The organism is Oryzomonas japonica, from assembly GCF_008802365.1.
In the GTDB taxonomy this organism is placed as follows: domain Bacteria; phylum Desulfobacterota; class Desulfuromonadia; order Geobacterales; family Pseudopelobacteraceae; genus Oryzomonas; species Oryzomonas japonica.
On record NZ_VZQZ01000005.1, the window covers coordinates 165,911 to 189,738 of the forward strand.

General features: G+C 61.9%; 23 protein-coding genes, 1 tRNA gene and 1 other RNA gene. 1 reads left to right on the forward strand and 24 read right to left on the reverse strand.

All coding sequences use genetic code 11. The annotated features are described in order from the left end of the window. Position 1: 1 nt before the first annotated feature. From F6V25_RS09875 to F6V25_RS09985, 24 genes are all read right to left on the reverse strand, one after another. Positions 2-331: a cytochrome c3 family protein gene (locus F6V25_RS09875; protein ID WP_420849972.1), complete on the reverse strand. Its 330-nt coding sequence runs from the start codon at positions 329-331 to the stop codon at positions 2-4. 132 nt (positions 332-463) lie between these two features. Beyond that, entirely contained in the window at positions 464-1,633 is a 1,170-nt protein-coding gene (gene ftsZ, locus F6V25_RS09880; RefSeq protein WP_149307163.1) for a cell division protein FtsZ, read from the reverse strand. Between the two features lie 309 nt (positions 1,634-1,942). Further along, positions 1,943-3,181 carry a cell division protein FtsA gene (ftsA, locus tag F6V25_RS09885; protein WP_149307162.1) on the reverse strand — a complete coding sequence of 413 codons (1,239 nt, stop codon included), beginning with the start codon at positions 3,179-3,181 and terminating at the stop codon, positions 1,943-1,945. Between the two features lie 33 nt (positions 3,182-3,214). Beyond that, positions 3,215-4,039 carry a cell division protein FtsQ/DivIB gene (locus F6V25_RS17000; RefSeq protein WP_191966153.1) on the reverse strand — a complete coding sequence of 275 codons (825 nt, stop codon included), beginning with the start codon at positions 4,037-4,039 and terminating at the stop codon, positions 3,215-3,217. Between the two features lie 2 nt (positions 4,040-4,041). Further along, positions 4,042-4,965 carry a D-alanine--D-alanine ligase gene (locus F6V25_RS17005; RefSeq protein WP_191966154.1) on the reverse strand — a complete coding sequence of 308 codons (924 nt, stop codon included), beginning with the start codon at positions 4,963-4,965 and terminating at the stop codon, positions 4,042-4,044. Next, the gene (gene murB / locus F6V25_RS09895) at positions 4,962-5,852 is read right to left on the reverse strand and encodes a UDP-N-acetylmuramate dehydrogenase (protein WP_151128420.1); all 891 of its coding nucleotides are present in this window, start codon (positions 5,850-5,852) and stop codon (positions 4,962-4,964) included. The genes F6V25_RS17005 and murB overlap by 4 nt, the downstream gene beginning before the upstream one ends. 1 nt (position 5,853) lies before the next feature. After that, positions 5,854-7,230 carry a UDP-N-acetylmuramate--L-alanine ligase gene (gene murC / locus F6V25_RS09900; RefSeq protein ID WP_151128421.1) on the reverse strand — a complete coding sequence of 459 codons (1,377 nt, stop codon included), beginning with the start codon at positions 7,228-7,230 and terminating at the stop codon, positions 5,854-5,856. A gap of 114 nt (positions 7,231-7,344) precedes the next feature. Further along, complete coding sequence (gene murG / locus F6V25_RS09905) at positions 7,345-8,460, reverse strand: undecaprenyldiphospho-muramoylpentapeptide beta-N-acetylglucosaminyltransferase (protein ID WP_151128422.1); 1,116 nt, start codon at positions 8,458-8,460, stop codon at positions 7,345-7,347. Beyond that, positions 8,457-9,581 (reverse strand): putative lipid II flippase FtsW, encoded by a 1,125-nt coding sequence (gene ftsW / locus F6V25_RS09910; protein ID WP_151128423.1) that lies wholly within the window; start codon positions 9,579-9,581, stop codon positions 8,457-8,459. The genes murG and ftsW overlap by 4 nt, the downstream gene beginning before the upstream one ends. A gap of 3 nt (positions 9,582-9,584) precedes the next feature. Continuing rightward, positions 9,585-10,925 carry a UDP-N-acetylmuramoyl-L-alanine--D-glutamate ligase gene (gene murD / locus F6V25_RS09915; RefSeq protein WP_151128424.1) on the reverse strand — a complete coding sequence of 447 codons (1,341 nt, stop codon included), beginning with the start codon at positions 10,923-10,925 and terminating at the stop codon, positions 9,585-9,587. 76 nt (positions 10,926-11,001) lie between these two features. Continuing rightward, positions 11,002-12,078, reverse strand: a complete 1,077-nt coding sequence (gene mraY / locus F6V25_RS09920; RefSeq protein WP_149307154.1) for a phospho-N-acetylmuramoyl-pentapeptide-transferase — start codon at positions 12,076-12,078, stop codon at positions 11,002-11,004. A gap of 3 nt (positions 12,079-12,081) precedes the next feature. Beyond that, positions 12,082-13,476 carry a UDP-N-acetylmuramoyl-tripeptide--D-alanyl-D-alanine ligase gene (locus F6V25_RS09925; RefSeq protein WP_151128425.1) on the reverse strand — a complete coding sequence of 465 codons (1,395 nt, stop codon included), beginning with the start codon at positions 13,474-13,476 and terminating at the stop codon, positions 12,082-12,084. After that, a complete protein-coding gene (locus F6V25_RS09930; protein ID WP_151128426.1) occupies positions 13,477-15,006 on the reverse strand; it encodes a UDP-N-acetylmuramoyl-L-alanyl-D-glutamate--2,6-diaminopimelate ligase in 1,530 nt (509 codons plus the stop codon). Positions 15,007-15,058: 52 nt separating this feature from the next. Next, positions 15,059-17,032: a penicillin-binding protein gene (locus F6V25_RS09935; RefSeq protein WP_151128427.1), complete on the reverse strand. Its 1,974-nt coding sequence runs from the start codon at positions 17,030-17,032 to the stop codon at positions 15,059-15,061. Next, positions 17,029-17,370 (reverse strand): cell division protein FtsL, encoded by a 342-nt coding sequence (gene ftsL / locus F6V25_RS09940; protein ID WP_149307150.1) that lies wholly within the window; start codon positions 17,368-17,370, stop codon positions 17,029-17,031. Before ftsL ends, F6V25_RS09935 begins: the two co-directional genes overlap by 4 nt. Positions 17,371-17,466: 96 nt before the next feature. Further along, on the reverse strand, positions 17,467-18,420 hold the full coding sequence (gene rsmH, locus F6V25_RS09945) for a 16S rRNA (cytosine(1402)-N(4))-methyltransferase RsmH (RefSeq protein WP_151128428.1): 954 nt from the start codon (positions 18,418-18,420) through the stop codon (positions 17,467-17,469). Position 18,421: 1 nt separating this feature from the next. Beyond that, on the reverse strand, positions 18,422-18,901 hold the full coding sequence (mraZ, locus tag F6V25_RS09950) for a division/cell wall cluster transcriptional repressor MraZ (RefSeq protein ID WP_420849973.1): 480 nt from the start codon (positions 18,899-18,901) through the stop codon (positions 18,422-18,424). A gap of 174 nt (positions 18,902-19,075) precedes the next feature. Then, positions 19,076-19,420 (reverse strand): hypothetical protein, encoded by a 345-nt coding sequence (locus tag F6V25_RS09955; protein ID WP_151128430.1) that lies wholly within the window; start codon positions 19,418-19,420, stop codon positions 19,076-19,078. Between the two features lie 27 nt (positions 19,421-19,447). Continuing rightward, positions 19,448-19,993 carry a hypothetical protein gene (locus tag F6V25_RS09960; protein ID WP_151128431.1) on the reverse strand — a complete coding sequence of 182 codons (546 nt, stop codon included), beginning with the start codon at positions 19,991-19,993 and terminating at the stop codon, positions 19,448-19,450. Between the two features lie 22 nt (positions 19,994-20,015). Continuing rightward, an RNA gene (rnpB, locus tag F6V25_RS09965) (RNase P RNA component class A) lies at positions 20,016-20,380 on the reverse strand. A gap of 76 nt (positions 20,381-20,456) precedes the next feature. Next, positions 20,457-21,176 (reverse strand): zinc ribbon domain-containing protein, encoded by a 720-nt coding sequence (locus F6V25_RS09970; RefSeq protein ID WP_151128432.1) that lies wholly within the window; start codon positions 21,174-21,176, stop codon positions 20,457-20,459. A gap of 42 nt (positions 21,177-21,218) precedes the next feature. Further along, positions 21,219-22,337, reverse strand: coding sequence for a Nif3-like dinuclear metal center hexameric protein (locus tag F6V25_RS09975; protein WP_151128433.1), 1,119 nt, complete (start codon positions 22,335-22,337; stop codon positions 21,219-21,221). 115 nt (positions 22,338-22,452) lie between these two features. Then, a tRNA-Ile gene (locus tag F6V25_RS09980) sits at positions 22,453-22,529 on the reverse strand. Positions 22,530-22,603: 74 nt separating this feature from the next. After that, the gene (locus tag F6V25_RS09985; RefSeq protein ID WP_151128434.1) at positions 22,604-22,852 is read right to left on the reverse strand and encodes a hypothetical protein; all 249 of its coding nucleotides are present in this window, start codon (positions 22,850-22,852) and stop codon (positions 22,604-22,606) included. A gap of 62 nt (positions 22,853-22,914) precedes the next feature. Between F6V25_RS09985 and F6V25_RS09990 the strand changes: the two genes are divergently transcribed. Beyond that, a complete protein-coding gene (locus F6V25_RS09990) occupies positions 22,915-23,811 on the forward strand; it encodes a triphosphoribosyl-dephospho-CoA synthase (protein WP_151128435.1) in 897 nt (298 codons plus the stop codon). The last annotated feature ends 17 nt before the right edge of the window (positions 23,812-23,828 follow it).

The following is a 23,828-nucleotide window of genomic DNA, read 5'->3' on the forward strand; positions in this document are numbered from 1 at the left end:
TTTATCTCCCTTTCGGCCCTTCCTGATCATACACCTTCACATGGCAGCCGGCACAGTGGTAGGGCCCCGCATTCTGTTCCCCGTGGCACCCCTTGCAGTTCTTGTGCGCCCACTCCTTGCCGAAACCCTCGATCTTGCCCGGCCCTGCTTCGTGACAGGGTCTACAGGTGTGGGTGGCGAGCATGTGGGCCTTGTGCCGGAACGTGACCCCGTTTTTCATGGGGATGATTTCGGGAGCGGCACAGGCCGTGCCCGCCAGCAGCGCCACGGCAACACTGCCGATGGCAACGTAGATCATCTTCCGGTCTTGTACGGTTCCGCTCCAGTTCATATACCTCAACCTTCGTGCCGTGCGCGGCTTTGCGATGTATAAAAAAAACCCGGTTCTTCAGGAGGAACACGAAGAAGCCGGGTAGAAAAGGAGGGGAGGCATCGCTGCCTCCCCTCGTTGTTGGTGCGCTGTCTAGTCCACCGATTTCCGCAGGAAGGTCGGGATGTCGTACTGGTCCTCGTCGTCCTCGATAAAGGAGACGGCCGGTCTGATGCGGGTGGTGTTCTCCGTCTGCTGACGGTCGCGGATATGGGTGGGAATGTCCAGCCACTTCTTGTTGACCGTGCTTTTCTCGCCCAGCGGAGTGACATTTTGGCGCAGTTCGCGGCCCCGTTCCATGTCGAAGCGGTCGCCGAAACCGGTGACGATGGCGGTGACCTTGATCTCATCCTCAAGGCTCTCGTCGATGACGACGCCGATGATGATATTGGCATCTTCGTGGACCTTTTCGTGGACGGTCTTGTTGACCGCGTCGAAGTCGTCCATGGTCATGGCAGACGAGCCGGTGATGTTGACCAGTACGCCCTTGGCGCCGGAAACGTCGATATCTTCCAGAAGCGGGCTCGAGATGGCGCATTTGGCAGCTTCCACGGCGCGATTTTCGCCTTTGGCGATACCGATGCCCATCATGGCCATGCCGCGTTCGCTCATGATGGACTTGACGTCGGCGAAGTCAACGTTGATGAAGCCGGAGGTGGTAATCAGGTCGGAAATCCCCTGCACGGCCTGGCGCAGGACGTCGTCGGACGGTTTGAAGGCATCCAGGATGCCGAGGGAGCGGGGTGCGATATTGAGCAGGCGATCATTGGGGATGATGATCAGGGAGTCCACATGCTTTTTCAGCTCGCGGATGCCCTCTTCGGCCTTTGCCATGCGCTGTTTGCCTTCACGGGAGAACGGCTTGGTGACGATGCCGACGGTCAGCGCCCCGGCTTCCTTGGCCGCCTCGGCAATGACCGGTGCTGCGCCGGTGCCGGTGCCGCCCCCCATGCCGGCGGCGATGAAGATCATGTCGGCGCCCTTGAGCATCTCGGTCATATTTTCCCGGTCTTCAAGGGCCGCATCGCGACCGATGTTGGGATTGGCGCCGGCCCCGAGTCCCTTGGTCAACTGCCCCCCCAACTGAACCTTGACCGGTGCCTTGGAGTGGCGCAACGCCTGGGCGTCGGTATTGGCAACGATAAAATCGACTTTATGTATGTTATTGGCAATCATCGTGTTGACGGCATTGCCACCGCCGCCGCCCACGCCAATCACTTTGATAATGGCACTTTGTTCAATCGTTTCATCAAATTCGAACATTGTGATTCCCCCTTAATAAATGGCAGATACTCCTTATCCCGTTGACACTGAAATGTAACCGCAATTGCCGCAAGAATCAAAGGAAAAATCATTAAAATCTTCGTAAAAATGAACCGGCATCAAATTCGGTTTGTCGGATTTTGAAAGGGATGGCTGCCCACGCCGGGCAGATCTCGGAGGACATCGCGGGATCGGACGGAGACGAGAGTGGAGGCACTCGGAAGCTACGGTCTGTAGTGGTTGACGAACGGCCATCGTAACCCCTCGGTCAACAAGACGATTCTGGTTTGCCGCGTTAACGGCAGAGCCTTAGAAAAACTCCCTGAACCATGTTTTCATCCGACGCACGGCATTGCTGAAGATGCTGTCCTCCGACTTGCTGGTGGGGAATTCCCTGGCGCCGAAGTTGCGGCTGCCGTAGACGATGAGACCGACACCGGTTGCATAGACCGGCGAGTTGACCACGTCCACCAAGCCGCCGATCCGCTGGGGCAGGCCGCGGCGCACCGGCAGGTTGAAAATCTGCTCGGCCAGTTCGGGCATTCCCTCCAGGATGCTGGAACCGCCGGTGATGACCACGCCCGAGGCTATGGAGTCCTCCAGACCGGACTTGATGATCTCGCGGTTCACCAGGGTAAACATCTCCTCCACGCGGGGACCAAGGATCTCGCACAACACGTTGCGGGAGAGTTCCCGCGGCTTGCGGCCGCCGACGCTGGGCACCTCGATCTTGTCGTCCTTGCCCACCAACGCAGAAAGGCAACAGCCGTACTTTTGCTTGATCTTTTCCGCCTCGGCCATGGGGGTGCGCAGGCCGACGGCGATGTCGTTGGTCAGGTGGTTGCCGCCCAAGGAGAGCACCGACGTGTATTTGATGGCCCCTTCGGCAAAGATGGCGATGTCGGTGGTGCCGCCGCCGATATCCACGAGGCAGACTCCCAGTTCCTTCTCATCGGCCGACAAAACGGCTTCGGAGGAGGCCAACTGCTCCAGCACGATGTCGGCCACGTCCAGGCCGGCCCGGTTGCAGGATTTGACGATGTTCTGGGCGCTGGCCACGGCGCCGGTGACGATGTGTACCTTGGCCTCCAGGCGTACGCCGCTCATGCCGAGCGGTTCACGGATGCCGTCCTGTTCGTCGATAATGAATTCCTGCGGCAGGATGTGGATCACTTCGCGGTCCATGGGGATGGCGATGGCCTTGGCGGCGTCGATCACCCGGCGTACGTCTTCCTGGGCCACCTCGCGATTCTTGATGGCGATCACCCCCTGGGAGTTGATCCCCTTGATGTGACCGCCGGCGATGCCGGCATACACCGACTTGATCTCGCAGCCGGCCATCAGTTCGGCCTCGTCGATGGCCTTGCGGATGGAGGCAACCGTGCTCTCGATGTTGATCACCACCCCCTTGCGCAAGCCGCTTGACGGGCTGGTGCCGATGCCGACGATGTCGATGCCGTCCTCCGTGACATTGCCAACAATGGCACAGATTTTGGTGGTGCCGATATCGAGACCGACAATCAGATTATCTCTTTTGGTTGCTGACATGCGCCCCCCTGCCTGATATGAAAATTGTAGTTATTAACCTTTTTTGACCACGATCTTGTCATTGTAATCGAGGTCGATGTAGTGCAGCGTGGCTCGCTGGGCCATGAGTTCCCGGTAGATGCGGGCAAACCGATCCACCTTGGCGGCGAAATCGCCGGAGCCGATCTTCACCGGCAGTGCGCCGGAAGAGGTAAACATCGTGAATCCGTAGCCCTTATCGTAATGAATCTCCGATACATCTGCAAGGATAAATGCGCCTTTTTCGCGCAAAATCGTGAGCAGGTCACAGGTTGCTTTGAGGGCTTCCCTGGTCCCGGCCGGGTCGGTGTTCAGGTCCTCTTCGCTGAAGCCGGTGATGACCGGGTAATCCAGGCGGTCCCCCTGGTTGAGCACCTTGAAGATAGTGCCCTTGGTGTCCAGGTAGTAGATGAAGCCCATGTTGACCACGGCAAGCGGCTCACGCTCGGTGACGGCGATGGAAAGGCCGTCCGGGAGGTAGCGCCTGATACGGACCGACTCGATCCAGGGGTTCCGCATGAGGTGGTCGCCCATGAGCTTAAGATTCATGCGCAGCAGGTCCCCGCCCGGTTCGGCGCCGGCGATGGCCAGGATCTCCTCCCGGGTCAGGCGCTTGGAATTGGAAACCTCCACATTCTTGAGGCGGAAGAAGGTTGCGGAGGAAAAGGCCCGGTAGATGCCGAAGAACAGTGCGCAGAGCAACATCGCGCCGCTCAGGCCAAGGGTAACCTTGCCCAACGGGCGCAGGTATTTCTTCAGGTCCAGCGGTTGGCGCTGGATCTTGACCTTGTTGGCGGCCACCTTTTTACGGTGGTATGGCGAGGCTGCGAAATCGCGCATCTTCAGTCTGCCTTGATTGAGAGTGTTGCCGCGTCGATGATGCGTGACACCAGCGCCTCAAAGGAAAGCCCGGCGCCCTTGGCGGCGATCTCCGGCAACAGCGACAGGGCGGTCATGCCGGGCAGGGTGTTGACCTCCAGGACGTAACATTCCCCGTCTGCGGTGACGAGCAGGTCCACCCGGCTGTAACCGCTGCACCCCAGGGAACGGTGGGCCGCCAGACCGGTTTGCAACGCCTTTTCGTACAGAGGCACTGACAGGCGAGCCGGAAAGATATGCTCGGCCATGCCGTCGGTATACTTGGCTTCGTAATCGTAGAATTCGCCCTTGGGCACGATCTCGATGGCGCCGACGGGGCGGTCTTCCAGGATGCCGACCTGCACCTCCTGCCCCTTGATGTACTGTTCCACCAGAATCTCGTTGTCGTGACGGAAGGCCAATTCAAGGGCCGGCGCCAGCTGTTTTTCCTCCCTGACGATGGAGATCCCCACCGAAGACCCCTCCTGCACCGGTTTGACCACCAGGGGCAGGCCGAAGGGGAGTTCTGGGAGCCGTACCACCTCGCCCCGGCGGAAATGGCGGAAGGGGGCCGTCAGGATACCGCTTGCCGTGAAGGTCTGCTTGCTGAAGAGCTTGTGCATGGCCAGGGCGCTGGCCAGAACCCCGGAGCCGGTATAGGGGATCTGCAGCAACTCCAAAAGCCCTTGGATGCAGCCGTCCTCGCCGTAGCGGCCGTGCAGGGCGATGAAGGCCGCCTGGACCCCCTCCCGTTCCAGCACCGCCGCCAGGTCGCGGCCCACGTCGATGGCTATGGCATCGTACCCTTGGGCAACCAGGGCCTTGTGCACGGCGGCGCCGCTGTTTAGCGACACCTCCCGCTCCGCCGAGAGCCCCCCCATCAGTACGCCGATTCTTTTGTCTTTCATGGTTCCTCTCCTACGATCCTGACCTCTTCCTCAAGCTGCACGCCGGTTGCCGCGAATACCGCTTCCTTGACCCTTGTGGCCAGTCCCAGGAAGTCGGTCGCCGTTGCCCCGCCGCGGTTGATCAGAAAATTGCTGTGTACCTCCGACACCTGGGCCCCGCCCACCGTGACACCGCGCAGGTTGGCCTGGTCGATCAGGCGCCAGGCGGCCTGGCCCGAAGGGTTCTTGAAAAACGACCCGGCACTGGGAAAGCCCACGTTGTGCTTCGAGCGCCGTAACTCCGTATCCTTGCGAATCTCTTCCTCGGTCTGCTGCGGGTCGTATTCCACGAGTCTGAACAGGGCGGCCAGCACGATTGCCCCCACCGGCAGCGTCAGGCGGCGATAGCCGTAGTCCAACTCCTCCCTGCGGTACTCGGCCACCGTGTCTCCCGAGAGGAGTGTCAGGGATTCCAACCGTTCCAGGACCCCCGAGCCATAGGCTCCGGCATTCATCTTGACCGCTCCACCCACCGTGCCAGGGATGCCGGAGATGTAGCCGATGCCACCCAGGCCCCGCTCCTGGGCGAAGCGTACCAGCGCCAAGTTTTCCACCCCGGCCTCGGCCCGGATCAACCGCTCGCCCGCCTCGCTGATGCGGTTGAAGCGCGCCAGGGAGATCACCGCTCCCCGGATGCCGCCGTCCCGCACCAACAGGTTGTAGCCACGGCCGATGGCCAGCCAGGAGGCCTGACGCTCCTTCAGGGCGCGCACCAGAGTCAGCAGGTCGTCCGCGTCCTCCGGCTCGGCGTACAGGTCGGCCGCCCCTCCCACCTTGAGGGAGGTATGCCTGCTCATGGGCTCGTCGTACAGCAGTTGGCCCCGTATGCTGATGTTCTCCAGATTCAGATCATGCCTCCAGCCGTTTGAGCAGCGCCTCGCCCTGCTGCCAGATGCTCCCGGCCCCGAGGGTGATGACGATATCGCCTTCCCTGACGATCCCGGCCAGGTGTTCGGGGATCAACTCCCGGTCGGCGAGGTAGGTCACGTCCTTCTGGCCGTGGCGCCGAATCTCCTGGGAGAGCCGTTCGGCGCTCACCCCTTCGATCGGCTGTTCGCCGGCGGCATACACATCGGTCACGATCAGCACGTCGGCGTCGTAGAAGGCGGTGACGAACTCGTTGAACAGTTCATGCGTGCGGCTGTAGCGATGGGGCTGGAAGGCCGCGATGATGCGCCGCTCCGGCCATCCCTGGCGCGCCGCTGCCAGTGTTGCCTTGATCTCGGCAGGATGGTGGCCGTAATCGTCAACCACCATGATCCCACGGGGTTCCCCCTTGACCGTGAAGCGCCTTCCCACCCCCCCGAAGGCGGCAAAGCCCTCCTGGATGGCTGCAAAGGGGATGTCCAGTTCCAGGGCCACCGCGATGCAGGCCATGGCGTTGAGCACGTTGTGGGAGCCGGGCATGGGAAAGGTAATCTCCCCCAGCCGATACCCCTTGTAATGGGCCACGAAGGAGGTGCTGAAACCGTCGTGCCTGACATGGGTGGCACGGATGTCGGCCTGGGAGGAGAGGCCATAGGTCATATAGCGCTTTTTCACCCGGGGCAGGATCTCGCGGATGTTCTTGTCGTCCAGGCAGAGCACGGCCAGGCCGTAAAACGGCACCTTGTTGATGAACTCCACAAAGGTGTCCTTGATTTCCTCGATGCCGCCGGAATAGTGGTCCAGGTGGTCGGCGTCGATATTGGTCACCACGGCGATGGTGGGGGAGAGCACCAGGAAGGAACCGTCCGATTCGTCCGCCTCGGCCACCAGGAACTGCCCCTGCCCGAGCCGGGCGTTGGTGCCGATGGCGTTCAGCTTGCCGCCGATGACGATGGTCGGGTCGATGCCGGCATGGCCCAGGATGGAGGCGGCCATGGAGGTGGTCGTGGTCTTGCCGTGGGTGCCGGCGATGGCGATGCCGTATTTCATGCGCATCAGTTCCGCCAGCATCTCGGCCCGGGGGATGACCGGCACGTGCAGCCGTTTGGCCTCCACCACTTCGGGGTTGTCGTCGTGCACGGCAGAGGAGATCACCACCACGTCGCAGCTCTTCAGGTTTTCAGCCTTGTGGCCGATACCGATCTCGGCCCCCAGGGAGGCGAGGCGGTCCGTGGTGTCGGAGTTGCGCAGGTCGGAGCCGGACACCTTGTAGCCGAGGTTGATGAGCACCTCGGCGATGCCGCTCATGCCGATGCCGCCGATACCGACGAAATGGATTCTTTCTATTTTACCGTACATGGTTAACACCTTTTTGCCATTGAAACTTGGAGAATAGCAGCCATCCAAACAACGCTTTTTGCCGTAATGCTTTCCCCGGTGTCTCCGTGTCTCTGTGGCAGATTTAATGTTTTTTTACAGCTTCTTCATCATCTCGCCCACGATGATCCGGGCCGCGTCCAGCCGGGCCAGTCCGAAGGCCAGTGCCCCGGTGCGTTGCACCGTCTCCGGGCTTTCGGCTAGTTCGTGGATGATCCCGGCCAGCCGCTCCCCTGACAACTCCCGTTCCAACAGCATGAAACCAGCCCCTTTCTTGAGGAACGCCTCGGCATTTCTGCGCTGGTGGTCATCCACCGCAAAAGGGAAGGGGATGAACAGGCACGCCTTGCCGCAGGCCGTCACCTCGGCGATGGTGGTGGCCCCGGCGCGGCAGATCACCAAATCGGACCGCTGGTAGACCGCGGCCATGTCCTGGATGAACGGCATGACGCTGGCGTTGAAGCCGTGGTTGCGGTAGGCTTCGGCCACAAGGGCCGCGTCTTTCTCACCGGTCTGGTGGGTGATCTCCAGCCTGGCGGCGTAGCGTTCCAGATGGGGCAGCGCCGCCAACATGGCCATGTTGATGGCGTGGGCTCCCTGGCTGCCACCGAAGATGAAGAGGCGAAAGGGGCCGCCCCCCCCGTTTCCGTACTGCTGTTGGTGAATCTCCGCAATGGAGGGGGGAGTCTGTCCCGCCACCATCTCCAGGATTTGTCGCCGCAACGGGTTGCCGGTCAAGAGTGTTTTCCCCTTGGGGAAAAAGTGGGCTGACTCGTCCAGGGTGATGAACACCCGGTCGACGAATTTCGCCAGCAGGCGGTTGGTGAGGCCCGGGATGGCGTTCTGCTCGTGGATGAAACAGGGGAGCCGCATGCCGCGGGCCGCCAGTACCATGGGGAGCGAGGCGTAGCCTCCCACGCCCATCACCATGTCGGGGCGCCATTCTTTCAGGATCTTGCGGGATTGGGCGTACCCGTAGAACATCATGGCCGCCCCCCTGATCTGGCTCAGCCCCCCCTTGCCGCGGATGCCGGCCGCCGAGATCAGTTCGAGCCGGTAGCCTGCCGCCGGGACGGCGCGGGCTTCGATGCCCCGTTCGGTGCCGACGAACAACACCTCGTTGGCCGGGTCGCGGGAAAGGAACTCCTCGGCCACGGCAATGCCGGGAAAGAGATGGCCGCCGGTGCCGCCGCCGGCAATCAGCAGTCTCATTTTTCCTCCTTCAGGCTGATGGGTGCGATCTTCAGCCCCGAAGAGATGTTGAGCAGGATACCCACGGCGAAGAGGCTGATCAAGAGCGAACTGCCGCCATAGCTGATAAAGGGGAGCGCCAGCCCCTTGGTGGGGAGCAGGCCGGTCACGACCCCCATGTTGACCGTGGCCTCGATGCCGAACAGTACGGCGATCCCCAGGGCCAGAAAGCGTCCGAAGGTGTCGGGCGCGGCCACGGCGATGCGCATGGCGCGCTGCACCAGCAGGAAGAACATGCCGATGATGATCACCACCCCCAGAAACCCCAGCTCTTCGCCTACCACGGAGAGGATGAAGTCGGTGTGGGCCTCGGGCAGGTAGAAGAGTTTCTGTTTCCCTTCGCCCAGGCCTTGGCCGAAAACACCCCCGGTCCCCAGGGCCAGCCAGGACTGGATGATCTGGAAACCTTTCCCCTCAGGGTCGCTCCAGGGGTTGAGGAACGCTTCCATGCGTCCCCTGTGGTAGCCGCGGCTCAATTTGTACACCAGGAAGGGGAGGGCCAGGAGCAGCATGGAGAAGATATACACCAGCCGCGTCCCCGCCGCGAAGAGCATGACCATGGCCACGAACGCCAGGGTCAGCGCCCCCCCCAGGTCCGGTTGGAGGACCAGGAAGCCGATGAGGAACATGAGTACGATCATGTAGGGGATGAAGCCGGCGGTCAGGGATTTGACCTTGTCCTGTTTCTTGTCCAGGGAATAGGCCATGTACATGATCAGGGCCAGCTTGGCCATCTCCGACGGCTGTAGGTTGAAACCGGGCAGTTTGATCCAGCGGGACGAGCCGCCCGCCTTGCCGCCGATGCCCGGTATCAGCACTAGCGCGAGCAGCACCAGGCAGAGCAGTAGCCCCGGTACGGCAACCCGTTTCCAGGTATGGTAATCGACCCGCATCACCAGCAGCATGATGCCAAAGCCCAAAAGGGCGAACAGCCCCTGGCGCTTGAGGAAGAAAAAACCGTCGTGAAAGCGTTTGGCGGCCATGACCGACGACGCCGAATAGACCATAACCACCCCGAAGCAGGTCAGGGCAATGGCCATCAGCATGATCACCAGATCGTATTCGTCGAGTTTTTTGAACATGGGTTAGAGAGCCTTTACCGCTGCAATATACCGCTTAGCCCGCTCTTCATAGCCGCTGAACATGTCGAAGCTGGAGCAGGCCGGTGACATGAGGACGGTCCCCCCCGGCTCCGTGATTTGTGCTGCCAGGGCGACCGCCTCCTCCAGGGTCGCTGCCAGGCGGGTGTCGGTCAAGGCCCCCAGTTCGGCCTGCATGCGGCCGGCCGCCTCGCCGATCAGGACCAAGTGCCGTACCCGTTCCCGCACCAGGGGCGCCAGGGGGGCGTAGGAACCGCCCTTGTCCTTGCCTCCGGCGATCAGGGTGATGGCGTCGAAGCTTTCCAGCGCCTTTTCCACGCTCCCCACATTGGTGGCCTTGCTGTCCTCGTAATAGCGGACGCCGTTCTTCTCGGCCACGAACTCCATGCGGTGGTGCAGCGCTCCAAACCCTTGGGCGGCCTCGAAGCTGGCGTCCGGCCGGCAGCCCAGGAGCAGTGCGCAGGCCAGGGCGGCCATGATGTTCTCCAGGTTGTGCACCCCCTGGAGGCGGATGCCCTTGGTGGGAAAACGCTCCTCCCGGCCGTTGTGGCGGTAGACGATCACGCCGTCCCGGTGGAAGATCCCCTCGGCCAACTCCTGCTTGCGGCTGAAGGGGAAGAGGTGCGCCTTCAACCCCTGGGCGTAGCGCCACACCAGCGCGTCATCCCGGTTGACCACGGCAAAATCCGTGGCCTCCTGGTTCTCGAAGATGCGCAGCTTGGCGTCGATGTACTCCTGATAGCTGGCATAGCGGTCCAGGTGGTCCTCGCTCAGGTTCAACAGGGCCGCCACCTGGGGACGAAAGGTGCTGATCCATTCCAACTGGAACGAGCTGATCTCCGCAACCACCCGGTCCACCGGTTCGCCCGACTCCACCAGTTCGATCAACGGATTGCCGATGTTCCCCCCCACGAAGGTGCGATAGCCATTGGCCCTGAATATTTCGCCGGCCAGGGTCGTGGTGGTGGTTTTGCCGTTGGTGCCGGTGATGGCCGCCAACGGCACGTCGATGAAGCGTGCGGCCAGCTCAATCTCGCTGACGATCTCCCGGCCCGCTGCCGCTGCCCTCACCAGCAGGGGGTGGTCCTGGGGCACGCCGGGAGAGACCACGATCAGGTCGGCACCGGTGAAGTCCCGCTCATCGTGGCTGCCCAATACCTTCCGGATGTCACAAGCCGCCAGCTCCGCAAGTTGGGAGGCCAGGGCCGCTTCATCGCGCATGTCGGTCACGGTGACGCGGGCGCCCCGCGCGGCCAGGAAGCGGGCGCAGGCCACGCCGGTTTTGGCCAGGCCCACGACGAGGATGTTTTTATTGTTCAGTTCCATAGGAAAGCCTTTACACCTCAAAACCTTTACATCTGCCACAGGGTCCCTCCCTCAGCGGGGGAGGAGTTGTTTTTATCTACCTCATCTTCAACGTCGAGATCGCCACCAGGGCCAGGATGATCGTGATGATCCAGAAGCGCACGATGATCTTGGGCTCCGCCACCCCCTTCAGCTCGAAGTGGTGGTGGATCGGCGCCATGCGGAAGATGCGCTTGCCCCGGTACTTGTAGGAGCCCACCTGGAAGATGACCGACAACGCCTCGACCACGAATACCCCCCCCACGATCACCAGCAGGATCTCCTGCTTGGTCAGGACCGCGATGACGCCCAGGGTGCCGCCCAGGGAAAGGGAGCCGACGTCACCCATGAAAACCTCGGCCGGGTAGGAGTTATACCAGAGAAACCCCAGACCGGCACCCACCATAGAGCCGCACATGACGGCCAACTCTCCCGCCCCCTGCACCCGGGGGACCTGCAGGTAGGCCGACAGGGTGGCGTGACCGGCAATATAGGCAAAGAGCATATAGGTGGCGGCATTGATGGCCACCGGGCCGATGGCCAGCCCATCCAGGCCGTCGGTCAGGTTGACGGCATTGCTGGCGCCCACGATCACAAGGGCCACGAACGGGATGAAATATATCCACAGGTCGGGGTGGAAGCGTTTGAAGAAGGGGAAGTAGAGTTCCTCGCTGAAGCCGGGCTTGAGGAACAGGAACACCGCTACGGCCACGGCCAGAAGCACCTGCCAGAACATCTTCTGGCGTGCGGAAAGCCCCTTGGTGTTCTTTTCCGTCACCTTCTTGTAATCGTCCACGAACCCGATCACGCCATAGCCGATGGTGATGAAGAGCGCCGTCCAGACATACTGATTGGAGAGATCGGCCCACAGGAGCGTGGGGATCACGATGGCGGCCAGGATCATCACCCCGCCCATGGTGGGGGTGCCCTGTTTCTGCAGGTGCGATTCCGGGCCGTCGGTGCGGATCACCTGGCGGGCCTGGAGGCTCTCCAGTTTGCGGATGATCCAGGGGCCGAGCACGAAGCAGACCAAGAGCGCCGTAATCATGGCATAGATGGTTCTGAAGGTCAGGTATTTGAATATGTTGAACAGTTTTACATTCGCCGCCAGCGGGTAGAAAATGTGGTAAAGCATGGTTTATCCCTTTTCGTTGTGTGACATGGACTGCCTCAGGATCGCCGCCGACCGCTCCATGGTCATGCCCCGGGAGCCCTTGACCAGGATCACGTCTCCCGGTAGAAGCGACCGCTTCACCCCTTCGGCAAGTTCGTCGTGACTCTGGCAGCAGTGAACCGACTTGGCAGGCAAACCGGCCTGGATGGCCGCCTGGGCGGCATGGCGATTCATCAGATTGCCCAGCAGGAAGAGCCGGTCCACGTTTCTCCCTGCGACCGTGCCGACCCCTTCGTGGGCCTCGGCCTCGTGCCCGCCCAATTCCAGCATGTCCCCCAGCAGGGCGACCCGGTGCCCCTCGGGAGCGATCTGGGCCAAGGTCTCCAGCGCCGCCTTCATGGAGGCCGGGTTGGCGTTGTAGCTGTCGTCCACCAGGGTGATTTCCCCGAGCCGTTCCAACTGGAAACGCCCTTTATACGGTCTGAATGCGGCAAGACCCTCGGCTATGGTGGCAAGCGGCACCTTGTCAAGCAAGGCCGCAGTGGCCGCCAAGGCGTTGGATACGTTGTGCATGCCGAAGGCGCTGAGGTGAAGTTGGAACTCCCCACGGGGGGTGACGACCAGAAACGATTCCCCCTCCAGCCCCAGATGCTCGATGTTCTTGGCTCTGACCTCGCCGCGGCTGATGCCGAAGCTGATGCGCCGCGCCGAAGCATTCTGCCCCAGGCTGCTGACCCGGGAATCGTCGCCGTTTACGACCGCCAGACCGCCATCGCTGATCCGGTGGAGCAACTCTCCCTTGGCGCTGGCTACGGCCTCGACCGTGCCCATGCTCTGGAGGTGGGCCGGCAGGGCGTTCAGCACGATGCCGACCCGGGGCCGGGCAATCTCCGCCAAACGGTCGATCTCGCCCGGCTCGCTCATGCCCATTTCCAGAACGGCCCAGTGATGTTCCGGCCGCAGGCGGAACAGCATCTGGGGCATGCCGATGAGGTTGTTCAGGTTCCCCTCGGTTTTCAGACCCGGTCCGAGCTGTTCCAGGATGGTGGCCAGCATCTCCTTGGTGGTGGTCTTGCCGTTGCTTCCGGTCACGGCGATGACCGGGATGTCGAAGCGTTGCCGGTAGGCCGCGGCCAGGTCGCCCAGCGCCCGCAACGTGTCCTTGACCGCAATGCCCGAACACCCGGCCGGGAGCACGTGATGGACGAGCCATTTCTCTTCGGCCAGTACCATGGTGATGCCCTTAGCGGTCACCTCGGCGATGAAATCGTGCCCGTCGAAGCGGTCGCCCCTGAGCGGCACGAACAACTCTCCGGGCGCAACAGTGCGCGAGTCAGTGGATACGGCCGATACGCCGGTCCCGGCGCTGCCTATGATGCGGCCGCCGGTGGCGGCGGCTATCTCTGGTGCGGTAAACATCTAGGCTGTTTTCTCCCCGAATGCCGCGGCGGCCTCCTCGCGGTCGTCAAAGTGGTGTTTGGTCGTGCCGATGATCTGGTAATCCTCATGCCCCTTGCCGGCCAGGAGCAGGATGTCGCCCGGCCGGGCCAGGCGTGCTGCCAAGCGGATGGCTGCACGGCGGTTTTCCAACATGACGAAGCCTTTTTCGTCCAATGCGGGCCGTGCCGTCAACTCTTCGGGCGTGTATTCCCGTATGCCGAGGGGCGTGATGCCTTCCTTGACCTGGGCCAGTATGGCGAGCGGGTCCTCGGTTCGGGGGTTGTCCGAGGTGGCGATGGCCAGGTCGCTCATCTCCGCGGCGATCTTCCCCATGATCGGGCGTTTGCCCGGATCGCGGTCGCCGCCGCAGCCGAAGACGGTGATGATCCGGCCCGTTGCTATCTCCTTCAGGGTCGCGAGTACGTTGTACAAGGCGTCGCCGGTGTGGGCGTAGTCCACCAGGCAGGTGATGCCAAAGGTATTGCCCACCCGCTCCAGGCGGCCCGGAACCGTGGCGTGCCCTTCGATGCCGGCCTTGATGGCCGTGAGCGGCAGGTCCAGGGCGACGCCGGCCGCAACGGCCGCCAGGATGTTGGAGAGGTTGAAGCGTCCCAATAGTTTGGAGGCAAAGGGGAGCTCTCCGGCGGGCGTCCTGATGGTCCCGCTGATGCCGTTAACGGTGATGGCCACCTCCACCGGGCGGACGTCGCCGGGGTAATCGATGCCGTAACCGATCACCGGACAGGCGGCCGTGTCCGCCACCCGGGCGCCGTAGCTGTCGTCCATGTTGATGGCGGCCCGGCGGCGCGGTTTGGCGGCGGTGGGCTGTAGCAATTCGGCAAAGAGGCGCTGCTTGGCGTGCAGGTATTCCTCCATGGTGCCGTGATAGTCGAGGTGATCCCTGGTCAGGTTGCTGAAGATGCCCACATCGAAGTGGCAACCGTCGGCCCGTTTCTGCTCCAGGGCATGGGACGACACCTCCATCACGAACGCCTGGGCGCCGGCATCGGCCAACTGGCGGAACGCTGCCTGCAATTCGGTGGATTCGGGCGTGGTACGGGAGGCCTCGATGGTGGTTGCGCCGAAGCGGTAGCTGATGGTGCCGAGCACCGCCGCGGGCAGGCCTGCCGCCGCCAGGATCGCCTCGATCAGGTAGGTGGTGGTGGTCTTGCCGTTGGTGCCGGTAATGCCGATCAGCGGCCGGTCTGCGGTCGGATTGCCGTAGAACGCCGCCGCCATGCGGGCCATGGCCGCACGGCCGTCAGTCACTCTGATCCAAGTGCAGTCGGCGGGGGCACAGGCGGCATCTTCCAGCACCACGGCGGCTGCACCGTTCTGCACTGCCTGGCGGATGAAACGGTGGCCGTCGGCCGCCGTGCCGCGCAGAGCGAAGAAGAGCGTGCCCGGCTTGATCTGGCGCGAGTCACAACTCAGGGCCGTGATCTCGATGGCTTCGCTGCCGTGGCGTTCGGCGTCCGGTATCGGGGCAAGGATGTGGGCAAGTTTCATGCTATTCTCCGAAAAATGACACAACCTGCCGACGGGTGCAGGTTGTGATGGTTCATGCGGAAGGTGTGAATTTTATCCAAACCTCGTCTACCCCTCGGATCGTCTGACCGGGGGGGGGGTTCTGTTCCACGGCCCGTCCGCTCCCCATCAGCTTGATATTGATACCGCGCTTTTCCATCACCTGCATGACCCGCCGCATGCTCATGCCTCGGAAATCCGGCATAACGGCAACCCCGGTAGTCGCATCCAGGGCGTCTCCCTCCGACGCTGCATCCGCCTTCGGGGGGGGCGGGGTCTGGGCGGCAACGACCTTGGGCGTCTTTTGGGTCTCGCCCTTGGGCATGATTTTCAGATAGGCCAGCGCATTCACGGCAATGGAGCGGAAGGCCGGGGCCGCCACCACGCCGCCGTAGGGGCTGGTCTTCGGTTCGTCGATCACCACCAGGATCGTCAGTTTGGGCTTGTCGGCCGGGACGAAACCGATAAACGAGCCGGTCCTCCGGGTGGCGGAGTAGCCGTGGGTCACCGGGTCCGCCTTTTGAGCCGTGCCGGTCTTGCCGGCCACCAGAAACCCGTCTATGGCGGCGTTGAGGCCGGTACCACCTTCGCTGGTGACGCTCTCCATCATCCTGGTGACCTTTTTGGCCGTATCCGTGGAGATCACGCGGCGCACCACCTGGGGTTCGAATTTCTGCACCTCGCGGCCGCTGTCGTCCAGGATGCGCTCCACAATGTAAGGCTTCATGAGCGTGCCGCCGTTGGCAACGGCGGAAACCGCGCTCACCAGTTGGATGGCCGAGACCGAGACCCCCTGGCCGAAGGAGATGGTGGCCAGATCAACCCCGTACCAGCGGTGCTTGTCCCGCAGGTTGCCCGGGGACTCCCCCGGGAGGTCCACGCCGGTGCGTTCGCCGAACCCGAAATTTCTCAGATAGCGGAAGAGCCGTTCATCGCCGAGCTTGAAGCCGATCTTGGCCGCGCCGATATTGCTCGAATACTTGAGGATGTCGCTCACGGACAGCCGGGCGAAGCTGTGGGTATCGTGGATGGTCCGGTCGGCGACGGTATAGCGGCCGTTCTCGCAGTTGATAAGGTCGGTGGGCCTGAGTATCCTCTCCTCCAGTGCCGCGGAGACCAGGAAGATCTTGAAGGTCGAACCGGGCTCGAAACTGTCGGCGACGACCCGGTTGCGCAGTACGGCCTGGGAGTAATGGGCATAGGCGTTGGGGTTGAAGGTGGGATAGTTGGCCATGGCGAGAACCCTGCCGGTATCCGATTCCATGACCAGGGCCATGCCGTTTTTGGCGCCGCTCTCCGTAACCGCCTTGGCCAGTTCCTTTTCTGCGATGTATTCGATGTTCTTGTCCAGGGTGAGAACGATGTTCTTGCCCGGCGAAGAATTTTTGATGACCGTATCCTTGAGGGCTATATCGCGCCCCAAGGCATCGCGCTCGGTCACCATATAGCCGGTGTTGCCCAGGATGACGGAATCGTATTTGCGCTCCACCCCTTCCAGCCCGACCGGGTCCACGCCGGTAAATCCGACCACGTGGGAAGCGACCTCGCTATTGGGGTAAAAGCGTTTCGACTCGGAGACAAAGCCGATGCCGGTCAGCTTGAGGTTCTTGATGCGGGCCGCTACCTCGGGGGTCAGGCGCCGCTCGATCCAGACAAAACCCTTGTCGCAGGAAAGCTTTTTGAGTAGTTCCTGCTTTGATGTCCCGAGAAACGGCGCCAGCACCCCGGCCGTGCCGTCCATGTCCTTGATGCGGCGCGGTTCGGCATAGCATGAATCCATGTCCACGGACACGGCCAGCGGCGTGCCGTTACGGTCCATGATGACGCCGCGACCCGGGGTGAGCTGGACGATATGCTGGTGCTGCCGCTCGGCCTTCTTCACCAACTCCTCGTGCTGGAGTATCTGGAGATAGAACGCCCTGCCGGTGACGCTCAGGAACAACAGGCCGAATATGGTCCCGATCATGACGATCCGGACCCTGGCCCATTTTTCCCGGTCAGTATTCATTTGACGACGATCACCTGTTGCTCGGTGGGCAGGCCCATGGCCAAGTCGCCCTTGGCGATGGTCTCGATACGTTCAGGTGTCTTGAGGGACGCCGCTTCGAGCTTGAGCCGTTTCTGCTCCTGTTCCGCATCCTTCAGTTGACGGTTGGTCTCGGATATGCGCAGATTCAGGTCGATCAGCTTGAAACGCGACCAGACATGGAAAACCGAAACGATCGTGAAAAGGACCATGCAGATCATCAGGAACTTGAACATGTCCACCCGCTGGGTGACCAGTTCGGTTCCGCTCAAGGGGCGCGGAGCGACGACCTTGCCGTATTCGGTTCTTGCCTGTGCCATGCGGTACCTCCCTACATCGTGAATCGTGAGACGTGAATCGTGAACTTTGAATCCGCGTCTGTTCGAAGCGACGGCCCCGTCAGAAGAAGGGGCTGACTACGCGCTTAAATCCAGTTTCTCGGCGCCCCGCAACTTGGCGCTGCGCGCCCGCGGGTTCCGGGTGATTTCGGCCTCCGATGCCGTGACCGGACGGCTGGTCAGCACCCTTACCCGCGGTTTTTGTCCGCAGACGCAGACCGGGAACTGGCGCGGGCAGGTGCAGCCGGTGGCGTACTCCCGGAAGATATGTTTGACGATCCGGTCTTCCAGGGAGTGGAACGAGATGACCGCCGCTCGTCCACCCGGCTTTAAACGGTCGAGGGCGGCGCGCAGCCCCTGTTCCAGACTTTCCAACTCCCGGTTGACGGCGATCCGCAGGGCCTGAAAGGTGCGGGTGGCGGGGTGGATGCGCTCCTCCCACTTGGCCTTGGGGATGGCCCCCTTGATGATATCCGTCAACTGCAGCGTGGTCAGTATCGCCTGCTCGCCACGGGCCTTGACGATGAAGGCGGCGATCCTCTTGGCCCAGCGCTCCTCGCCATAGTCCCGGATGATCCGTTCCAACTCCTGCTCCGGCAACTCGTTCACCAAGTCGGCGGCGGTTTCCGCTCCGCCGGCATCCATGCGCATGTCCAACGGAGCGTCCTGCTGGAAACTGAAGCCGCGCGCCCCGCTGTCCAACTGGTGGGAGGAAACCCCCAGATCGAGGATGAACCCGTCCAGGGCGGCAATGCCCATTGCGTCCAGATGCCGGTCGAGCTCGGCGAAGTTGCCGTGAACCAGGCGGACCGCGGGGCCGAATTCAGCCAGCCTGCGGCCGGCCGCCTCCAGCGCCTCTTGATCCTGGTCGATCCCGATCACCATCCCGTTACCGGGGCCGCACAGTTCGGCGATCAGCGCCGTGTGCCCGCCGCCCCCCAAGGTTCCGTCCAGGTAGATCCCTCCCGGCCGGGGCTGTAGCAGGGCGATGACCTCGTCCGGCATGACCGACAGGTGATGGAAGGAGGTCATCTTAAATGCCTAGTGCGGCGAGCGCTTCCGAATCCAGCGGGAAGTTTTTCTCGTCCTGCGCGTTGATGCGGCTATACGTCCCCTTGCTCCAGATATCGAAGCGTTGTCCCATGCCGACGAACCAGATGTCCCGTTCCAATTCGGCGTGCAGCCGCAGTGCAGAGGGAATCAGCACCCGTCCGAGCTTGTCGGCGCAGCACTCCTCCGCCGGGTTGATGATCTGGCGCTTGATGCTGTTCAACTGCGTCGACGTGAACCCCCCCTCGTTGGCAAGGATCTTTTTCTTTATCCCGGACCACGCGTCCAGGGGATACACGGAAAGGCCGCGGCCAAAGGTGCCGTCACCCAGGTCAACGGGGGCGGCCTTGGTGATGATGAAGCGCGCATCTTCCGACAGGCCGACGAGCGCATCCCTGAATTTGACCGGGATACAGGTCCGTCCTTTGCCGTCGATGGTGCTCGGGGTTTCCCCCCCGAATATGTCGATTGCCTCGGTCATTTACCACCAATTTCCACTTTTTTCCACCTTATGGGAAATTTATAGCGGCGGTCAAGGGGTATGTCAAGATAAAACGTGAGGTTGCAGTGGGTTTCTTCAACAAAAGACCTCCCCCGTTTCCGGGGGAGGTCGAGAGTCTCAGGCATGTCGGAACCGTTATTTCTTCCGACGGTCCGAAAGGGAGATGACCTTGGGGTTGCCGGAATTATGCGTAGCACGCTCCTGTTGTTCCTTTTTGCCCTGTTCCTCTTGGAGTTGCTCCTGCTCAACCGGCGGGACGACCTGTTCCATGCGGATGGGGGTGCCCCCCATGGTGAAGTCGGCGCCGTCGAGTTGGAATTCGTCCAGGATCCAGGTAAATATCTGGAGCGGAAAGGTGAACACCATCAGGCGCACCTGCCACCATCCCGGCTTTACGTCGGGGGTGAGCTCCTCGATGCGGGCATAGAAGCCCGGTTTGTTGTCAACGTTGATCAGGACGATATCGTGGGTGGTGACCATGGTGCATCCTCGCGATTCTTTGTTTTGTTAATTGGTAACGTCCCGGCGCGCCACGTCCGTGCCGTCGGGGTGTTCGGCCAGCAGCAGGAGCGGTTGGCCGAGTCGCCGCCCCAGCAGGGTCTCCGCCCGTTTCACGCTCTGGCGCAACTCCTGTTCCAGGCGGGCCAGAGTGTGGGTTGTCGGCTCTTCCAGGCGATCTGCTATGGCCTCGCAGATGAACAGTACGCAATCGAGCGGCCGGACCGGCGCCGGCATGCGGCACCCGCCGGCATCGCCATAGGGGCAGAGCGGTTTCTGGGTGAAATCGGGCGCCGGCAACGGCGTCTTCTGCGCAAGCACGGCCAGCAGGTCAAGTCCGCTGAAGCGGTATTTCCCGTTCAGGCAGCACTGTCCGCCGCATGCACGGCAGATCCCAGTGCTGCCGCCGGCAACGGTCAGCGCCAGCATCTCTTCCTTGCGCCGCCGGTAGCCTGTGAGCACCGCTTCGAGTTGCTGCCGCGGGTCGTGGGGAAGCCGGTCATGGATTTTCTCCATGAGCCGCACCCCCCGGTCCCATGCCTCTTGGTCGTTCATTGGCGGTTCTCGTGAAAATTTTGGTTGAAGCAGTCCATAAGCCGGGTTCTGTTCCCGGAGCGGGTTACCCCTCACCGGGCGATGGTCATTCATCTGGGACTGCCGTTACCGGCAGCCTCAAGCAGCCAACCCGGAGGCATGGGCGGGCAGCCCTTAGCGCCTCCCTATTTGGCCTTGCTCCTGACGGGGTTTACCTGGCATCCGGCGTCGCCGTCGGACCCGGTGAGCTCTTACCTCACCCTTTCACCCTTACCTGCCTGAGCAGGCGGACTTCTCTCTGTGGCACTCTGCCCTGGGGTCGCCCCCGCTGGACGTTATCCAGCGTCATGCCCTATGGAGCCCGGACTTTCCTCCCTTTCGAAAAAGAGCGGCCATCTGTCCTGCTTCAACCAAACTGCAGCCTCGCCCATAGTCCGCGTGAGCGGTGGACGAAGCCCTTATTGATGCTACATCGCCGCCTTGGTTACTGGGCCGCCGGTTGCAGCTTCAGGATCAACACCCGCTGGCAGTGCGGGCAACTGATAAGTTCGTCGCCCTTATAGAGGCTATTGTAGAGTTGGGGAGGAAGATTCATATTGCAGCCCAGGCAATAGCCATCCCGGGCGCCGGCGACCGCCTGTCCGCGACGCTGCTTGCGCAGGGCGTTGTAGCGCTTGACCAGGTTGGGCGGCAACTCCTTGGTGATGGCTTCGCGCCGGGCGACGTCGGCATCGATATCCTGCTGGATTTTGCTGATCTCGGCCTGCTTTTCGTCGCGGCGTTGCGAGGTGTTCTGCTCCAGTTCGGCAAGGGTCTCCTTGCGTGTGGCGATCTCGGTGTTCAACTCCTCGATCTGGCTCACCTTCTGCAATGTCTGCTCATCGATCTCGGCGGCCTGCTTGCGGGCGGCGGCGATCTCCCGGCCAACGGCCTGGTATTCCTTGTTGGTCTTGATCTCTTTCATGTTGGTTTCGGAGCGCCGGATATTTTCCTGTTCGACGGTCTGGCTGCTTTCCAGCTCTTCCTTTTCCTGCTCAAGCAGCACCACGCGGCCTTCCAGCCCGGAAAGCTCCTGGCGGGCGTCGATCAGGGCCTGTTCGATCCCGCTCATCTCTTCCGTCAGCCCGCTCTGGGTGGTTTTCAGGTTGTCGATCAGGTAATCGATCTCCTGAAGTTGTTCCAACATCTCAAGTCTCTTTTTCAAAATCAGTTTCCTCCCGGTACAAAAATTTGTGTTGTATGGTAATTAGACTCTCAATGGGTCGGATTCGATACGGCAGGGTAGTATCCGGCAGTTTTCGTAACCCGCCTCGGACAGCATGCGGCCCAGGCGTTCGGCCACATCGTCTACCATGATGATCTCGCTGGGGAAATGCCCGGCATCGATCAGGGTGATGCCCAGGTCCTGCGCATCCCGGGCATCGTGGTATTTCACATCGCCCGTCACCAGGACGTCGGCTCCGCAACGGACCGCATCGCGCAAGAGCGATGCCCCGCTGCCGCTGCACAGAGCCACTTTTTTGATCACAGTCGCTGGGTCGCCCACGTAGCGCAGACCGGGGGCATGCAGCATTTCCCTGATCCGCGCCGCATAGTCCGCCAGGGTCGTCTGCTCCGCCAGGGAGCCTACCCGGCCCAGTCCGAGTTGTTTGCCCTCGTTGAGCAGGGGGTAGATGTCGAAGGCCGGCTCTTCGTATGGGTGCGCCGCCAGGAGCGCCTTGACGACTCGCGGCAGATTGCGTCGGTCCAGGAGCAATTCCAGGCGCTGTTCGGGAACCTGTTCCCGGCTTCCCACCGCACCGATGAAGGGCGTAGCGCCGGCCAGGGGGGTGAAGGTTCCTTCGCCGGGGGTGCTGAAGGAACAGTCCCGGTAGTTGCCCAGGGCTTCGGCCCAGGGAAGGAGCGCCCCGCGGACCCGTTCAAGATGGTCGCCCGGCACGAAGACCGCCAGCTTGGCCAGCTCCTGCCCGGCAGTTGCCTGGAGCGGCCGACAAGCGGAGACCCCCAGGCGTTCGGCCAACAGGTCGTTCAGCCCACCCTCGGCCACGTCGTAGCTGGTGTGGATGCTGACGACCGCCAGATCGGACCTGATGGCGTCGTGTACGAGTTTTCCCTGGGGGGTGGCGGTTGAAATGGTTTTAAGCGGTTTGAACAGCAGGGGGTGGTGGGTGACGAGCAGGTGGCAGGAACTGTTGCGGGCGGCTTCCATGACGGCCGGGGTGGCGTCCAGGGCGATCATGATGCGCTCTATCCCGGCATCCGGGTTCCCGACCTGCAATCCCGAGTTATCCCATGATTCCGCCAAACCGGGAGGAGCTATTTTGTTAATGATTCCAACTATGTCGGAGAGTTTTGGCGTCTTCATCGGGTACAAACAAAAAGAGTGCAACCCTTCGGTGTGCACTCTTGCGAAATTGATGGTACGGGGCGTCCCGTTCGTAGTATTGCCGGCATCCGGCGCGTTTTCCTTGTAAATGAAATGGTGGGCCCACCAGGACTCGAACCTGGGACCAACCGGTTATGAGCCGGTGGCTCTAGCCAACTGAGCTATAGGCCCGGAAGAATTAATACTACGGAAGTGTGCCAGGAGTGTCAAGAACTTTTGAATCGTGGTTTCCATCCATGAGGGCATTATTTTCCAAAGCCCGGGTTGGAGATCACTTCACTCCTTGTATACCCTACTATGCCCATGTATACCGCAACCAAGCTGGACAGGCTGGGGAATTCTGCTATTCTCACGAATATCGCCCAGGTATGATGCGACCGTATGGTTGTGGCACTGAACTGCACCGCGGATATCAGGGCGGCCAGCATTTTATCGAGCAGAGCGGCCTTGCCTTCGAGGAGGGGCGACGACGTGGCCGGCATGTTCGAGAACATGCGAACTCGTTGCCGTCGGCGCTCGGGCTGCATACCATCCACGAGATTAATGGAAAGGACTGATGAACTCCTCGCACACTTCAGATATTGAACTGTTGGCCATGTTTCTGGTCAAGGGGGTCGCCATGGAACTGTATCTGACCCCCAAGCCGGGGCTGGTGGACCTGAATGACTGCGGCTCCCACCACGACCTGTCCCTGGCCACCATGGAACGTTCGATCCATATCATTGCCGACTATCTCGACCAGCTCTGCCGCTCCCTGGCTGCCGGCGAGGAGTTTGCCCGTCAGGCCGCCATCGGCAGGAGGGCCGAACAGGCCATGCTGGCAGACCTGGGCACCAATACCCACAAGGGGTATCTCTTTCTGAGCGGTCTGCTGCTTGTTGCAGCCTGGCATGCCCCATCGGCCGACGAACAGAGCTTTCGGGAACGGATCGCCGCCCTGGCCGGGGAATTCTTTGCCGCCCGGGGGGAACAGGTCACCCATGGGCAACAGCAGAGGGCTCTGCACGGTGCGGGAGGGATCGTGCGGGAGGTCATGAACGGCCTGCCGGCGCTCTTCGATGAGGCGGTCCCGGCCTACCTTGCGGCCCTGGAAATCCACGGGCATCCCAAAATTGCCTCGTTTGCCATGCTGGCCCGCCTGATGCAGACCGTCGACGACACCACCACGCTCCACCGGTGCGGCAGCATGGGGCTCTCCCGCATCAGGAGGGATGGCCGGCAGATCGAACGGCTCATCGCCATGGGGGAGGATTGCGAGCCGTTTCTCCACCGTCTTAACAGGGAGTATATCAGGATGAATCTTACCATGGGGGGGGTGGCCGACATGCTGGGGCTCTCCTACTGCTACCTGCTCGCCTGCGGATGCCTCTTGGGCTTTCCGGAACGGCACCCCCCTTTTGAACGCAAAAACGGCCACGGGAATCCCTCTGAGGGATTTTCCGGGGCCGCTTGACAGGGCGCTATCTTTCC

Bases quoted from the DNA above. Each gene is read 5' to 3' on its own strand.
- ftsA (WP_149307162.1), bottom strand. From the start codon at position 3,181: ATGTCAGCAACCAAAAGAGATAATCTGATTGTCGGTCTCGATATCGGC.
- F6V25_RS09930 (WP_151128426.1), bottom strand. From the start codon at position 15,006: ATGAAACTTGCCCACATCCTTGCCCCGATACCGGACGCCGAACGCCAC.
- F6V25_RS09960 (WP_151128431.1), bottom strand. From the start codon at position 19,993: ATGAACGACCAAGAGGCATGGGACCGGGGGGTGCGGCTCATGGAGAAA.
- murC (WP_151128421.1), bottom strand. From the start codon at position 7,230: ATGTACGGTAAAATAGAAAGAATCCATTTCGTCGGTATCGGCGGCATC.
- rsmH (WP_151128428.1), bottom strand. From the start codon at position 18,420: ATGACCTCCTTCCATCACCTGTCGGTCATGCCGGACGAGGTCATCGCC.
- F6V25_RS09955 (WP_151128430.1), bottom strand. From the start codon at position 19,420: ATGGTCACCACCCACGATATCGTCCTGATCAACGTTGACAACAAACCG.
- F6V25_RS09985 (WP_151128434.1), bottom strand. From the start codon at position 22,852: ATGTTCTCGAACATGCCGGCCACGTCGTCGCCCCTCCTCGAAGGCAAG.
- mraY (WP_149307154.1), bottom strand. From the start codon at position 12,078: ATGCTTTACCACATTTTCTACCCGCTGGCGGCGAATGTAAAACTGTTC.
- murD (WP_151128424.1), bottom strand. From the start codon at position 10,925: ATGGAACTGAACAATAAAAACATCCTCGTCGTGGGCCTGGCCAAAACC.
- F6V25_RS17005 (WP_191966154.1), bottom strand. From the start codon at position 4,965: ATGAAAGACAAAAGAATCGGCGTACTGATGGGGGGGCTCTCGGCGGAG.
- murG (WP_151128422.1), bottom strand. From the start codon at position 8,460: ATGAGACTGCTGATTGCCGGCGGCGGCACCGGCGGCCATCTCTTTCCC.
- ftsZ (WP_149307163.1), bottom strand. From the start codon at position 1,633: ATGTTCGAATTTGATGAAACGATTGAACAAAGTGCCATTATCAAAGTG.
- F6V25_RS09990 (WP_151128435.1), top strand. From the start codon at position 22,915: ATGAACTCCTCGCACACTTCAGATATTGAACTGTTGGCCATGTTTCTG.
- F6V25_RS17000 (WP_191966153.1), bottom strand. From the start codon at position 4,039: ATGCGCGATTTCGCAGCCTCGCCATACCACCGTAAAAAGGTGGCCGCC.
- F6V25_RS09875 (WP_420849972.1), bottom strand. From the start codon at position 331: ATGAACTGGAGCGGAACCGTACAAGACCGGAAGATGATCTACGTTGCC.
- ftsW (WP_151128423.1), bottom strand. From the start codon at position 9,581: ATGTTCAAAAAACTCGACGAATACGATCTGGTGATCATGCTGATGGCC.
- ftsL (WP_149307150.1), bottom strand. From the start codon at position 17,370: ATGGCACAGGCAAGAACCGAATACGGCAAGGTCGTCGCTCCGCGCCCC.
- F6V25_RS09935 (WP_151128427.1), bottom strand. From the start codon at position 17,032: ATGAATACTGACCGGGAAAAATGGGCCAGGGTCCGGATCGTCATGATC.
- F6V25_RS09925 (WP_151128425.1), bottom strand. From the start codon at position 13,476: ATGTTTACCGCACCAGAGATAGCCGCCGCCACCGGCGGCCGCATCATA.
- F6V25_RS09975 (WP_151128433.1), bottom strand. From the start codon at position 22,337: ATGAAGACGCCAAAACTCTCCGACATAGTTGGAATCATTAACAAAATA.